Consider the following 14,145-nt stretch of genomic DNA (forward strand, 5'->3'; position numbering starts at 1 on the left):
TTTATACTGCTTTTATCTCCGCAACCAGTTTCTGCAATGCAGCTTTTGCATCACCAAATAACATGGACGTCTTTGGCTGGAAAAATAAGGCATTTTCAATTCCTGCGTATCCAGGCTTCATACTACGTTTATTTACAATAACCGTTTTTGCCTGCTCTACTTCTAAAATCGGCATACCGTATATGGGGGATGCCGGATCGGTTTTTGCGGCTGGGTTTACCACATCATTCGCCCCCAAAATCAAAACCACATCTGTGGATTTAAACTCATTATTGGCATCTTCCATTTCCAGCAGTGCGTCATAATTTACATCTGCTTCTGCCAGCAATACATTCATATGTCCCGGCATTCTGCCCGCAACTGGGTGTATGGCATATTTAACTTCTACTCCTTTCTCTTCCAGCAATTGTTCCAGTTCATGACATATATGCTGAGCCTGAGCTACTGCCAATCCATACCCTGGAACAATCATGACTTTACTTGCATAACTCATACAAATGGCCGCATCACTAAGAGAGATTTCTTTATAACTGCCTGTTACAGCCTGTTGTTCTCCTTTGGATGAACCCCCAAAGGAACCTAATAATACATTAGTAAGACTTCGGTTCATGGCTTTACACATGAGTATGGTAAGCAATGTTCCTGCTGCCCCTACCAGAATCCCGCCTGTAAGCATTACCTGATTATCATATAAAAATCCACCACATGCCGCTGCCACACCTGTGAATGAATTTAGCAAAGAAATAACTACAGGCATATCTGCTCCCCCGATGGGTAACACAAAAAGAACTCCGTACAAAACAGCAGCAAAAGCTATGAGATAAAACCAGAAAAAGTTGGTGATGGAAATATTATATGTCAGATACGCTGCAAAAGCAAGAATCCCAATTAAAAGAACATTATTAGCCATTTGCTGACCATTAAATGCCAGGTCTTTGACCTTTCCATTTAACTTTCCCCAGGCAATCATACTGCCCGAAAAAGAAATGGTTCCAATAATAAGTCCTGCAAATATAATTAGCAGGGTTACAGTGTCTATGTTTAACGTAGTTACTGAACTTTCCAGACCCAATTCAGCAGAATGTATCAGATGCCTGAATTCAATGATAGAAATCAATGCAGCACAAGCACCACCCATGCCATTAAAAAGACTAACCATTTCAGGCATGGCAGTCATTTTTACTTTCTGGGCTGCCAGCGTTCCTATTATGGTTCCTACAGCCAAACCGGCAAATATCCATGGATAGTTGCCAAGTTTCACTCCATCTTCGCTATAAAGAAAAATGGTTCCGAATATGGCAATGGCCATACCTGCCGCTGCTACCCAATTACCTTTTCGAGCAGTATCGGGATGAGAAAGCATCTTAAGTCCAACAATGAAACTTAATGAACCCAGGAGATAACAAAGTGTAAGGAGATTTAATTCCATGTTATTTTTTCTTCTTAAACATTTCCAACATTCTGTCTGTCACCACAAATCCACCCACCACATTCAGTGTTCCCAACACCACCGCCAAAAAACCTATACAAAGCGCCAGCCAATCATCTGCTTCAACCTGTCCCATTACAATAATGGCACCGATGATTACTACTCCGTGTATGGCATTGGCACCGCTCATTAAAGGCGTATGCAACACACTAGGCACTCTGCCAATCACTTCTATTCCAAGGAAAATTGAGAGCAGTACTATATAAACCATTTCTATATGTTCCTGCAGAAATACTAAAAATGTATTCATAAAATACTTAGTTATTAATCAATGAAAGAATTCTGTCATGCACAACAGCTCCATTATGAACTATGCAACATCCTTTTACTATATCGTCTTCAAAATTGAGTTGAATAGCACCTTCTTTGGAAACAATCAATTGTAAGAAATTATAAAGATTCTTTCCGTACACTTTACTGGCATCCACTGGCATATCAGCAGCAAGTTGACTATTACCATACAGCGTTATTCCATTGATATGATTGATGGCGTTTTGCTGAACACCAAATACATTACCCCCGGTTGAAGCAGCTAAATCAATTACTACTGAGCCAGGTTTCATTAATTTGAGCATCGCTTCATCTATTAGCAAGGGTGCTTTTTTACCCTGAATCTGTGCAGTCGCTATAATCACATCCGATTTGGCAACAGATGCAGCCAATCTTTCTTTTTGTTTCTGTTTGAATTCTTCAGATTGTTCCACAGCATACCCACCTGCAGCTGAAGCATCAGCAGCTCCCTCTACTTCAATAAATTTAGCACCTAAACTCATCACTTCTTCTTTTACAGCGGGTCTCGTATCTGAAACTTCCACAACAGCTCCTAATCTTTTTGCAGTGGCAATTGCCTGCAAGCCTGCCACACCGGCACCCAGCACCAAAACTTTAGCAGGTGGAATACTACCAGCTGCTGTCATGAACATGGGAAAATAGTGAGGCAATAAATCAGCTGCTTTAAGTACAGCTTTGTACCCTGCAATATTCGCCTGACTACTTAGAACGTCCATAGACTGAGCTCTTGTTGTCCTTGGTATCATATCTAAACTAAATGCAGTGCAACCCAATGCTGCCAATTCTTGCATTTGTGAATAATTGAAGAGTGGCTGCATAACCCCAATAAAAATAACACCCGGCTTTGCTTGTTTCAGCTCTGAGGTTTCAATCCCCCAGAATCCAACTAGAATATCAGCGGTCTGAATAAGAGCCGATCTGCTGGTAATTTTGGCGCCTGCTGATTCATAATCTGCATCGGCAGCAAATGACAAAACACCTGCTTCATTTTCCACCAGCACTTCAACCCCTGCTTGCAATAAAGAGGTTAGCTGAGCAGGAAGCATGGCCACCCTTTTCTCACCAATGGGTTCTTTTAAAATCCCTATTATCATGTTCGTAAGTTAACGCTTTAATAGCGAACGGAGAAATGCTGCTTTACTTTGTTTTCCTTTCTAAAAAAAACCATTCCAATGAAAAACAAATCAATGGTAAGGGTTACCATTTCATCGGCTTGAATTTTTTTCCAGGCTAACTCCATTTCCTTACTCCAGTGAATATCGTCGAAAATCAAAACAGTATTTTCGTGTAAATGAGGCTTGAGCCATTCAAAATAACGCATCGTGGGTTCCAGCCGATGATTTCCATCAATAAATACAAAGTCTAATTGAGCATTCCGAGACAATACCCCCGGCAAAGTTTCATCGAAATTACCCGTTACCTGCTCTATATTTTTTAGTCCGAGATATTGAAAATGTTTCTTAGCAACAGCAGCAATTTCAGATGAACCTTCCATAGTAATTACATTGGCATTGGCATTGGCTGCTGCCAGATAGCTCGTGGTAATCCCTAAAGATGTTCCCAGCTCAAGAATGGTAGAAGAACCAAAATAATTCACCATTCTAAAAAACAGCTGGGCATATTTTTTAGGTTTCAGGGCTGATTTTGCAATGGAGGCAACCGATCTTGTATTGGAAGTGTTCAGTCTTGAGCCAGCACCAAAATCTGTAATATTCAAAAGTGCATTGTCGTGATTGAAAGTTTCTCTGGCAGCCTCAATCAAAGGAAAATAATAAAAGTCTCGGTCATCATTGAATACACGGTCTATTAACTCAAATACAAACGGAGAATGAACACCGTGTCCTTTGGCATTTTCTGCAAATAACCAATACTGAATATATTTTACCCCTAATTTGATTGGACTATACATTATTTATTTTTTTGAGACAGCTGGAGCCAAGTCCATCTGCCACCTGCCAGAAAAGCAAACCAGCTGAAAACAATCGCTATATTTTTAAACCATTCCCAACATGAGTAGGCAGGCCATTCAGCAATATCCAAATACAGGAGCATCATTGCCAAGCTAAACCATTTGCTTTTATTAAAGGTAGCCAAAAGAAATAAAAAAGGTAAGACAAGGGAAGCAATCAATTTAATGGTATTTGCATCTAAATAATCCTGCCATTGAAAGTCTTTGGGTGCAGATGCGGAAATAGATCTCAAAAACTGAATTAATCCAATTATTATCCTGAGTTGATATGCGGCATACACCAACAATATCAAATTCAATATTGGCAAGAGTTCATGAACCCAGCTATTGACGAACTGCTCTCTCCTGACAACCAAAAAAATAATTAATAAAGGAATGAGCCATACGTATAAAAATGGATAGATTGCCATATCAGCTCTTCTTAGTCCACTTTTGAAAACGATAAGGAAAAGCATGTTTTTCATCAGCAGCATGAGCTTCATCCATTATCATTTTCCATTCCCCAACCTCAATTGCAGGAAAAAATGTATCACCATCCAATTCTGCTTCAACCCTTGTTAAATAAATAGTATGAGCGATGGGGAGTGATGCAGCATATAATTCCCCTCCACCTATAATAAAGGATTCTTTGTAATGATTAGAAGCAGCAATTGATATGGCTTCTTCCAGGGAACCTGCTTTTTGTACACCGGCTGCATTCCAATCTGCTTGCCTGGTAACTACAATATTCATCCTGCCATTCAGGGGCTTGCCGGCAAGGGATTCAAATGTTTTTCTTCCCATAATAACTGGCATCGCCCAGGTTGTCTGTTTAAAAAACTTCAGGTCGTTTGGCAAACGCCACAACAGCTGGTTGTTCAACCCAATGGCATTGTTTTCTGAAGCCGCAACAATTATTGATATAATCATATTATACAGCAACCGGAGCTTTAATGGCCGGATGATATTGGTAATTTTCTAATGTAAAATCTTCAAATCTAAATCCAAACAAATCATTCACTTCAGGATTCAGGTGCATCTGAGGAAGTGGGAAAGGTTCTCTACTCAACTGTAATTCAACCTGAGAAAGATGGTTATTATAAATATGAACATCCCCGAAACTATGAATAAAATCCCCCGCTTTTAATCCGGTTACCTGCGCCATCATCATTGTTAAGAGGGCGTAAGAAGCAATATTGAACGGAACCCCTAAAAACACATCAGCACTTCGCTGATACAACTGACAACTTAATTTACCATCAGCCACATAAAACTGAAATAAACTATGACAGGGCATCAGTGCCATTTTAGAAAGTTCACCTACATTCCAGGCACTCACAATCATCCTTCTGCTATCCGGCTGATTTTTAATTTGATTCAACACATCTGCAATTTGGTCAATCACTTTACCGTCTGCTCCTTCCCAGCTTCTCCATTGCTTACCATAAACGGGTCCTAAATCACCATTTGAATCGGCCCACTCATTCCAGATGCTAACACCATTATCATTTAAGTACTTGATATTAGTATCTCCGTTCAGGAACCAAAGCAATTCATAAATGATACTTTTTAAATGTAGTTTTTTGGTGGTAACCAAGGGGAATCCTTTGGAGAGATCAAAACGCATCTGGTATCCAAAACAACTAATAGTGCCCGTACCTGTACGATCGGTTTTTTGGGCACCATTTTCTAATATATATCTAAGCAGGTCGTGATATTGTTGCATACACAAATTAACAACAGAATGGCCGCATTTAACCTTCGTTCAGAAATCTGTGAAGAAATTGTGATTATTGAAAATTATTTTTTCTGCAACAATTTATTGAACCCTAAAAACCAGCCCATATTGCTTACATGGGTTTCAAAACTGCCCATTTTCCCCTGTACACTTAGTCCAAACCCAATGCTTCCTCTTAAAGTAAATTCACTGGACTGGTAAGAAAAGCGGTCAATTCCGCCAGTTACATACTTATAAGTTGTTGTGTTGGAGTACTTCGAATAAACTGCCGGTAACCCAGCTTGTAAAAAAATGGCAAAAGTATTTCTCCTGCTTAAATTAAAATAGTAACGGGCCATTGGGACCAAACCAAGGTCTATACTATTATTTACATCCTTGGTTTCTACATTTGGAAAAAATGGGGGAATTCCATTTGTTACAGGATAGGTCATATACTTTCTCTGCTCGGTATGAAACCCGGCAATCCCCATTACCCCCAGCATTAAATTCTGTTGAATAAATTTCCCGTAGACCGGAGCTGCCAGCAATCCCAGATTGGTATTGTTTTTACGGATAGAAATATCTGTGTACGAACCCAGCATATCTGAATAAACAGGAGAAATGCCAATCCCCCAGAATGAACTTCCCTTGGAAAAATGCTGAAATACAGGTTTATCTGTCTGTGCAAAAACACTACTGCAAAGCAAAGCGGAAAATAAAAAAGTCAGGAATGGTCTCATCAATTTTTGTTTTTAATAAGACGCATTCAGCATTCATTTTGCTGCACCGTTTATACCGCTATGAAACCTTTCGTCTGGCGATTTCTTTACGTATCAACGACAGCTCCCTTCCGGTTTGTCCTGCAACACTGGAATTTTCCTTTGCCCTTCTCATTAAATATGGAATCACATCCTTGATAGGACCAAAAGGCAGGTATTTACTTACTTTAAATCCTTCTTTGGCAAGATTGAAAGTAATATTGTCGCTCATTCCGTATAACTGAGAAAAATGAACATGTGGATGATTATGAGCTAAATTCCTTTCATGCATTATTTGTGCGGCCAGCAAATTGCTTGCTTCATTGTGTGAAGCAATAATTACTGAAATATCTTCCAGATGATCAAAGCAAAACTGTACTGCTTTATTAAAATCCGTATCAGTTGCTTCCTTGTTGGGCTGAATAGGTGAACCATAACCTAATTCCTGGGCTCTTTCTCTTTCCTTCTCCATGTAAGCACCCCTTACCAATTTAATGCCCAACTTAAATTGCTGTTGTTTGGCAATTTTATAGGAAAGCTGCAAAAAATGCAATCGATCGTGTCTGTAAAGCTGAATGGTATTGTAAACAATTACTTTCTCTTTGTTGAAAGCTTCCATCATTTCCATACAAAGACGATCAATTGGATCCTGAATCCAGCTTTCCTCTGCATCAATCAATACGCCAATATTTTTCTCTGCAGCCAATTCGCAAATAGTATACATTCTGTCTCTTACTCTGTCCCACTCTGCAATTTCCTCCTCGTGATCATGAACTCCGCTTCTGAGTCTGGGCGCTTCGTTTAAAGTTTGCAACAATCCAAATCTGGCCAATCCGGTTACTTTAATGCTGATAAATGGAATATTGGTTTGAGTGGATGCATAATTAATCACTCGCATGAACTCTTCTGTAGCATGATCAAAACTTGCTTCAGATTCTTTCCCTTCTACACCGTAATCTAGTATTACCTGAATACCATATTTGCCTAATAAATTTCCAACATTGGCCGTTTCCTCAAGGGTTTCACCTCCTACAAATTGCTTGAAAATAGTTTTACGGATAAGACCATTAACCATGGGCAAGCCTGATTTCATAATATAAGGAGTCAATGTGGTACCAAGCTTTACAAACCACGGATATTCCATGGTTTTAAATAAAAACTTTGCTCCATTTAATTCCTTGTCACTCTTGTAGGCAAAGGCATTCTCGGTATTATCAAAGGAAATATTCATACTAACAGATGTTCGTAGCACAAATATCGGTACTAGTTCTTTAAGAAAGTTTTATTTGTGCAAAAAACAAGAAAAATTCATCAGATTGCCTGGTGGTTGAAAGGCTGTAATACCATTTCACTTACCACCCCGCTGGAAGGTTGCTGACAAAGGAACCAGATGGCTTTTGCCGCTTCTTCAGCAATGATCATTTTATCCCGCTGAACCCTAAGATCAATATTATCCCAGAAAGCGGAATCTATCCCGCCAAGGAATATATTGGTAATGCGAATTTCAGTTCTTTTAAGTTCTTCACGGATACTTTGCATCATGCCTACTAAGCCATATTTACTGGCACTGTAGGCTGCAGCACCTGCCATTGGAACTTTCCCCAATACTCCGGGAATATTAATAATCAGTCCTTTTTTTTGTTCTTTCAAATTGGGTAAAACGGCTTTAACCAGATAAAAAGCGCCAATCAGATTCACCTGAAGCACTTTTTCAAAGGAAGCCGAGTCGAGCGTATCCATGGTTTTTATAATCCCGATTCCTGTAGCATTTATGAGGGTATGAATGAATGGGGTTTGAGCCAAAACCTGCGATACCACCTGGTTAACTGAAGTCTCACTGGTAATATCCATTTGAAATGTCCTGCTCGCAGGTATACCTGCCTGTGAAGCTACTTCTTCCAGTTTCTGACTGTCTCTGCCTGTAATGTATACGATAGCTCCGCTGGCACTTAATTGTTTGGCAACCTGAGATCCAACTCCGCCTGTGGCACCTGCCAATAAAACAACCCTTCCTTTCAATGATTCCATTTTACTGTTTTGCTATACAACAAAGCGAATATGAATTTGTTGTAAATGCCTAATATGAAAACAGTTTCCCTGGTCTTCCCGAACCAGCTTTTTAAGCAGAATAAAGCCTTAAACAACATATACAAGGTTTACCTGATTGAAGAATCCCTCTTTTTCAACCAGTATTCATTTCATTTTCAAAAACTTTTATTGCATAGGGCTAGCATGAAAGCTTATGAAGCATATCTGAAAGAGAATGGATTAGAAGTGGAATATATAGAAGCCAATCAAACTATCTCTGATATCCGTCAACTGATTCCCAATCTGGCTAAACTGGGAATAGAATACATTCAAGTTGCGGACCCGGCTGATCATTGGTTATCAGTCAGGCTTAAAAAAGCCTGTATCAATCAGGGGATTACATTACAGGTATTTACGAATCCGGGCTTTTTAAATACATTGAAAGACTGTGATGGTTTTTTCGAAAAGAAGAAAACCTATTTTCAAACTGATTTTTATACCTGGCAACGAAAACAAAGAAATATACTGGTTAATGAAATGGGACAACCTGTGGGTGGCAAATGGACTTTTGATTCAGAAAACAGGGAAAAATATCCCAAAAATGCAATTCCACCTGCTCTTACCCTGTCACAGGAAAACGCATATATACTGGAAGCGAAGGAATACGTAAGAAAATACTTTCCTAAAAACCCAGGAGTGCAGGGAGCGCCCTTTGGGGATTCAATTAACCCACAGTACTATCCTGTGGACTACCATTCGGCTGAAGCCTGGTTTAATCAATTTCTTCAAGAAAGATTTCATGATTTCGGAAAATACGAAGATGCAATGGTTGCGGGAGAAACTGTATTAAACCATAGTGTTTTAAGTCCATTGATGAATATTGGCTTATTAACCCCTGATTGGATTGTTAGTAAAACACTGGCTTTTGCTCAAAAACAGGAAATTCCAATGAATTCGCTAGAAGGTTTTATTCGTCAGATAATTGGATGGAGAGAATTTATCTATCAGGTATATGGCAGAATTGGTTCCAAACAGAGAACTAAGAATTTCTGGGGATTCAGCAGAAAAAAACCGGCAACATTTTACACAGGAGAAACAGGCATTGTACCTGTAGATGAAGTAATACAGAAACTAAATAAAACAGGATATAATCATCATATTGAACGATTAATGGTTTTGGGCAACTTCATGCTGCTCTGCGAATTTGATCCTGATGAAGTTTATAAGTGGTTCATGGAAATGTACGTAGATGCTTATGATTGGGTAATGGTACCCAATGTATACGGCATGACTCAATTTGCAGATGGGGGCCTGATGACAACAAAACCCTATATCAGCGGCAGTAACTATATAATGAAGATGAGCAACTATCCCAAAGGCAAATGGCAGGAAATTTGGGATGCTCTCTTCTGGCGTTTCATGCATGTTCACAAGGATTTTTTCTTAAAAAATCCAAGACTGGGGATGCTTAACAAAACTTTTGATAAAATGCCGGAACAAAAAAGACATACGCATTTACAAATTGCAGAAGACTATTTAAAAACAATTTCAAAATGATTTATTTCCCAACTAAATACAATGAAATAATTGGCCGCATTGAAGCAGCCGATGCACGGAAATACGAGAAGACCCGAAACTTCATAAATGGAGCTGTAACATACCTCTCGCCGTTTATTGCCAGAGGAGTTATCCAGTTGCCACAAATAAAACAAATTGTTGTTCCGAAATTTGGAAGGTATGTTTCCGAAAAACTCATTCAGGAACTGGCCTGGAGAGAGTTTTTCCAGCGAGTTTGGCAACACAAAGGTTCAGCCATTTTTAGTGATTTGAAACAGGACCAGGAAAATGTGAAGCACAGGCAGATTCCCACTAAAATTGTATCTGCCAATACTGGTATTGAGGCAATAGATAAAGCCATTAGTCAACTTTATCAAACAGGCTATATGCACAATCATGCCAGAATGTATACTGCAATGCTCACCTGCAATATTGCAAAATCACACTGGCATATGCCCGCAAAATGGATGTATTATCATTTATTAGATGGAGACCTGGCTAGTAATATGCTAAGCTGGCAATGGGTTGCAGGATCATTCAGTAGTAAAAAATATTACGCCAATCAGGATAATATCAATAAGTATGCGGGTACACAACAGCATGGTAGTTATCTGGATTGCCCTTATGAAGCATTTCCATTTGCAGAAATACCTGTTGATCTTAAACCAACAGAAGACATTCATTTAACAACTCCATTACCCGAGAAAAAAACGCCTGTTATTGATCCATCCTTACCAACGCTCATTTATAATTCCTATAATCTGGATCCCAACTGGCATAACGAAATCAATGCCAACAGAATATTGCTTCTAGAGCCCGACCACTTTGAGAAGTTTCCGATTAGTGAGAAAGTAATCCATTTTATATTGAATGTTGCCAAAGACAATATATTGGATATTCAGGTGTTTACAGGTGCATTTAAAGAGTTGGAAACTTTGGCTGGCAATAACAAAATCATCTTTAAAGAACATCCCATAGCTAACCACTATAAAGGAATTCAGGAAGAAAGAGCCTGGTTATTTCCTGCCGTAAATCAATACTTCGGAAGCTTCTTTTCGTATTGGAAAAAATGTGAACGTTATTACCAGGAAAAATAGACATTTGCTTATGCAAATCACTTCCATAGACATATACAAGTATTCAATTCCCATGGTACCATTCACCATTGCAACCGGTACCATGCATTACGCACAGAACCTTTTAATTCGTGTACATACAAATGAGGGAATTACTGGAACCGGAGAATGCTCTGCTTTCCCCATGATAGTTGGAGAAACCCAAGCCACTTGTTTTGAAATGGCTAAAGAATTTGCAGCCATTTGGAAACAAAAAGACCCATTGGATATCACTAGCCGGATGCAGGAACTGGATTTATTTACTGCCAGAAATTATACAGCCAAAAGCGCTTTTGATTTGGCATTGCACGATATCGCTGCTCAACACGCAGGCCAACCATTATATGCTTTTCTGGGCGGATCACGTAAGCCCATTATCAGTGATTTAACCATTGGAATTGACAGTCCTGAAGCCATGGCAAAACAGGCAATTGCCTTTGTTGAGAATGGCGTTGAAACCATCAAGGTGAAATTGGGAAAAAATGCAGCCGATGATATTGAAAGAATCAAAGCCATTCGGGATGCTATAGGTTATTCAACTGCTATTAGAATTGATGCCAATCAGGGATGGACATACGATGATGCAGTAACCGCATTAATTGAATTGGGGAAATACAAGATAGAGTTTTGCGAACAACCCATGCGTACCTATAATGATGAATTACTGCCAGCGCTTTGCCAAATTTCACCCATACCGCTTATGGCAGACGAATCCGTTTACACGCATCATGATGCGGAAAGAATCATTAGAAACCAAGCCTGCCACTATATCAATATTAAATTTGCCAAAAGCGGGGGAATTGCAGAAGCTACCAGAATCAACGAAGTAGCTGAAAAAAATAATATTCCTTGTATGATGGGAGGTATGCTGGAAAGCCGACTGGCTTTAACCGCCAAAGTTCATTTTGCCATGTCCAAAAAGAACATTGTTTTTTACGATTTAGACACTTGTTTACTTGGCCATAAAGTGGATCCTGTTACCGAAGGAGTACAATATAAAGGATTGGAACTGATATTATCCGAACAACCCGGAATTGGTGCAAGCGTAGACCTGGATTTTCTTTCTGGACTGGAAAGTATAACCATTTAATCATAGCTGGTTTGGCTATCTTATATTTGCATTTGAAATAACTGTTATGGAGGCGAAAAAGTCTAGTGAAAGTTTTACCATTATGAATGAGTTGGTGTTGCCCAACGATACCAATACTTTTGGGAATTTAATGGGAGGTCGTTTAATGTATTGGATGGATATTGCTGCGGGCATTGCTGCTGGTAAACATTCCAACACGCCAGGAATGACCGCTTCCGTTGACAATTTAAGTTTTAAAAACCCAATCAAACTGGGGAATGTGGTTCATATTGAAGCAAAAGTTTGCCGGGCATTCAATACTTCCATGGAAGTTCACCTGAAAGTCTGGGGAGAAGATTTGCTTCATCAATATAAATACGAAAGCAATGAAGCATTTTTCACCTTTGTTGCATTAGACCCCAACGGAAAACCAAGACCTGTTCCTCAATTAATACCAGAAACTGAAGATGAGCAAAGGCTTTATGATGGTGCATTAAGAAGAAGACAGCTAAGACTCATTTTAGCTGGTAAAATGAAACCGGATGATGCCAGTGAATTAAAAGCCCTATTTGTAAAATAAGGGGGACTATTTGTCGAGCTTACTCATCAAATGATGTTTCCCTTTGAGCATATAATTCTTGCTTTGCTCAATAGCTTCCATTACCTGGTCTAAGATTTCATCTACAGACTGTGTATAATCAATAATCATGGGTTCTTTAAATCTAACCGATAAAAGGGAGCCCTTTTTCTTGAATGACAATCCTTTTTTGGTGAAAGCCCTCCAGAAACCATTGATGACTACTGGAACTACAACGGGCTGGTTATTTTTAATGATATGCGCTGTACCTTTTCTTCCAGGAGCAAAAGGTTTGGTGGTACCCTGAGGAAAAGTAATTACCCAGCTCTTATTTAAGGCCTGATCAATTTTCTGCGTATCAGACTCGTCCCTGTTTCTGCTTACATCTTTTCCTTCCGCTCTCCAGGTCCTTTTTACGGTTAAAGCACCGGCCAGCTTAAACATGCGGCTGATCAGACTGCCGTTCATGGTTTCTTCTGCTGCAACAAAATAAACATTCGTAAAAGGATTCAACAAATAATAAGGTAGTCCCAGTTTGTTTTCCTTTCTCCATTTAACCGCACAGAAAATATGAATGAATGTAACTACATCCGCAAAATAAGTCTGGTGATTACTTACGAAGAGTACATTGTTTCTAGGCAATTTTTTCAAATGCTCCGTACCTTCAATTTTTATAGTATTGATAACTGTAAGACCCGGATAAGTAGCCATTCCTACAAAACCATAAACGAATGATCTTACTAAACGAATATTTTTTAGTCTTTCCACTAAATTCATGTCGATAATAATTGGCCAGCAGTGCAAAATAAGGAATAGATTATACATTTGCAGCAGAAAAAATAACAGATGGCATTAACAACCGTAATTTTTGATATAGATGGATTATTAATAGACAGCGAGCCACTTTGGCATGAAGCTGCAACAGATACATTTAAATCCTATGGTGTTCAACTATCCAATGCCATGTATGCAAGCACTACAGGACTCAGAACCAAAGAATTTGTAGATTGGTGGTTTCAATATTTTAAGATAGACATGCAGCATGCGCCCGATGCAGAAAAGGAAATTGTGAAGGGTGTACTAAAAAAAATTGAAGAGAAAGCCAGCATCATGCCCGGTGTGCCACATATATTTGACTTTTTTGCAAACAAAGAATTTAAAATAGGCCTGGCAACTTCTTCTCCGCCTGAATTAATTGATCTGGTAGTAAGAATGACGGGCATTGGGCCTTACTTAAGTGCCACTTCATCTGCAGAATTTCTTCCTTATGGTAAACCTCACCCACAGGTTTATTTGAATTGCGCTGAAGCCATGAATAGCAAGCCAACCGAATGTATTTGTTTTGAAGATTCCTTTAATGGTATGATAGCAGCCAAATCTGCCAGAATGAAATGTGTGGTAATACCCCACCACTCCCAAACAAAGGAAGAAAAATGGGGGGCAGCAGATTTAAAACTAAGCTCTCTGCAAAATTTTGGCGAATTGCATTTTGACCGTCTGTTTAACAGTTAGCTGTAGTCCCTTTGGGTTCTCTTTAAATAATTGTTACTCTGCATAAGTCAACTTTTGTGTCAACTTATTTTAGGACGAGGCAAT

16 protein-coding genes are annotated in these 14,145 nt (G+C 39.1%); 5 read left to right on the plus strand and 11 right to left on the minus strand.

What is annotated here, in order from left to right; genetic code table 11:
- Window position 1: 1 nt before the first annotated feature.
- From F777_RS0112670 to F777_RS0112715, 10 genes are all read right to left on the minus strand, one after another.
- Window positions 2-1,429 carry an NAD(P)(+) transhydrogenase (Re/Si-specific) subunit beta gene (locus F777_RS0112670; protein WP_026752365.1) on the minus strand — a complete coding sequence of 476 codons (1,428 nt, stop codon included), beginning with the start codon at window positions 1,427-1,429 and terminating at the stop codon, window positions 2-4.
- A gap of 1 nt (window position 1,430) precedes the next feature.
- Window positions 1,431-1,739 carry an NAD(P) transhydrogenase subunit alpha part 2 gene (locus F777_RS0112675; protein WP_026752366.1) on the minus strand — a complete coding sequence of 103 codons (309 nt, stop codon included), beginning with the start codon at window positions 1,737-1,739 and terminating at the stop codon, window positions 1,431-1,433.
- Window positions 1,740-1,746: 7 nt separating this feature from the next.
- Entirely contained in the window at window positions 1,747-2,874 is a 1,128-nt protein-coding gene (locus F777_RS0112680) for an NAD(P) transhydrogenase subunit alpha (protein WP_026752367.1), read from the minus strand.
- A 17-nt stretch (window positions 2,875-2,891) separates the two neighbouring features.
- Entirely contained in the window at window positions 2,892-3,689 is a 798-nt protein-coding gene (locus tag F777_RS0112685) for an O-methyltransferase (protein WP_026752368.1), read from the minus strand.
- Entirely contained in the window at window positions 3,689-3,982 is a 294-nt protein-coding gene (locus F777_RS17920; RefSeq protein WP_152530920.1) for a hypothetical protein, read from the minus strand. Before F777_RS17920 ends, F777_RS0112685 begins: the two co-directional genes overlap by 1 nt.
- A 178-nt stretch (window positions 3,983-4,160) precedes the next feature.
- On the minus strand, window positions 4,161-4,658 hold the full coding sequence (locus F777_RS0112695; RefSeq protein WP_026752370.1) for a dihydrofolate reductase: 498 nt from the start codon (window positions 4,656-4,658) through the stop codon (window positions 4,161-4,163).
- 1 nt (window position 4,659) lies between these two features.
- The gene (locus F777_RS0112700; RefSeq protein WP_026752371.1) at window positions 4,660-5,454 is read right to left on the minus strand and encodes a thymidylate synthase; all 795 of its coding nucleotides are present in this window, start codon (window positions 5,452-5,454) and stop codon (window positions 4,660-4,662) included.
- A 74-nt stretch (window positions 5,455-5,528) separates the two neighbouring features.
- Window positions 5,529-6,185, minus strand: coding sequence for a hypothetical protein (locus F777_RS0112705; RefSeq protein WP_026752372.1), 657 nt, complete (start codon window positions 6,183-6,185; stop codon window positions 5,529-5,531).
- A 58-nt stretch (window positions 6,186-6,243) separates the two neighbouring features.
- Window positions 6,244-7,434, minus strand: a complete 1,191-nt coding sequence (locus F777_RS0112710; protein WP_026752373.1) for a proline dehydrogenase family protein — start codon at window positions 7,432-7,434, stop codon at window positions 6,244-6,246.
- Window positions 7,435-7,514: 80 nt separating this feature from the next.
- Window positions 7,515-8,231, minus strand: a complete 717-nt coding sequence (locus tag F777_RS0112715; protein ID WP_051408607.1) for an SDR family oxidoreductase — start codon at window positions 8,229-8,231, stop codon at window positions 7,515-7,517.
- 54 nt (window positions 8,232-8,285) lie between these two features.
- Here F777_RS0112715 and F777_RS0112720 point away from each other — a divergent pair, with 54 nt between their 5' ends.
- The 4 genes from F777_RS0112720 to F777_RS0112735 are packed head-to-tail and all read left to right on the plus strand — an operon-like array spanning window position 8,286 to window position 12,552.
- A complete protein-coding gene (locus F777_RS0112720; protein ID WP_026752375.1) occupies window positions 8,286-9,788 on the plus strand; it encodes a cryptochrome/photolyase family protein in 1,503 nt (500 codons plus the stop codon).
- Window positions 9,785-10,885 (plus strand): FAD-binding domain-containing protein, encoded by a 1,101-nt coding sequence (locus F777_RS0112725; RefSeq protein WP_026752376.1) that lies wholly within the window; start codon window positions 9,785-9,787, stop codon window positions 10,883-10,885. The genes F777_RS0112720 and F777_RS0112725 overlap by 4 nt, the downstream gene beginning before the upstream one ends.
- 10 nt (window positions 10,886-10,895) lie before the next feature.
- Window positions 10,896-11,993 (plus strand): mandelate racemase/muconate lactonizing enzyme family protein, encoded by a 1,098-nt coding sequence (locus F777_RS0112730; protein WP_026752377.1) that lies wholly within the window; start codon window positions 10,896-10,898, stop codon window positions 11,991-11,993.
- A 46-nt stretch (window positions 11,994-12,039) separates the two neighbouring features.
- A complete protein-coding gene (locus F777_RS0112735) occupies window positions 12,040-12,552 on the plus strand; it encodes an acyl-CoA thioesterase (RefSeq protein ID WP_026752378.1) in 513 nt (170 codons plus the stop codon).
- Window positions 12,553-12,558: 6 nt separating this feature from the next.
- Here F777_RS0112735 and F777_RS0112740 read toward each other — a convergent pair whose 3' ends face one another.
- A complete protein-coding gene (locus F777_RS0112740) occupies window positions 12,559-13,326 on the minus strand; it encodes a lysophospholipid acyltransferase family protein (protein WP_026752379.1) in 768 nt (255 codons plus the stop codon).
- Between the two features lie 69 nt (window positions 13,327-13,395).
- On the opposite strand from F777_RS0112740, the gene hxpB reads away from it, so the two are divergent.
- A complete protein-coding gene (gene hxpB / locus F777_RS16725; RefSeq protein WP_037369474.1) occupies window positions 13,396-14,061 on the plus strand; it encodes a hexitol phosphatase HxpB in 666 nt (221 codons plus the stop codon).
- Window positions 14,062-14,145: the final 84 nt, after the last annotated feature.

This window comes from Sediminibacterium sp. C3, from assembly GCF_000508085.1.
In the GTDB taxonomy this organism is placed as follows: domain Bacteria; phylum Bacteroidota; class Bacteroidia; order Chitinophagales; family Chitinophagaceae; genus Sediminibacterium.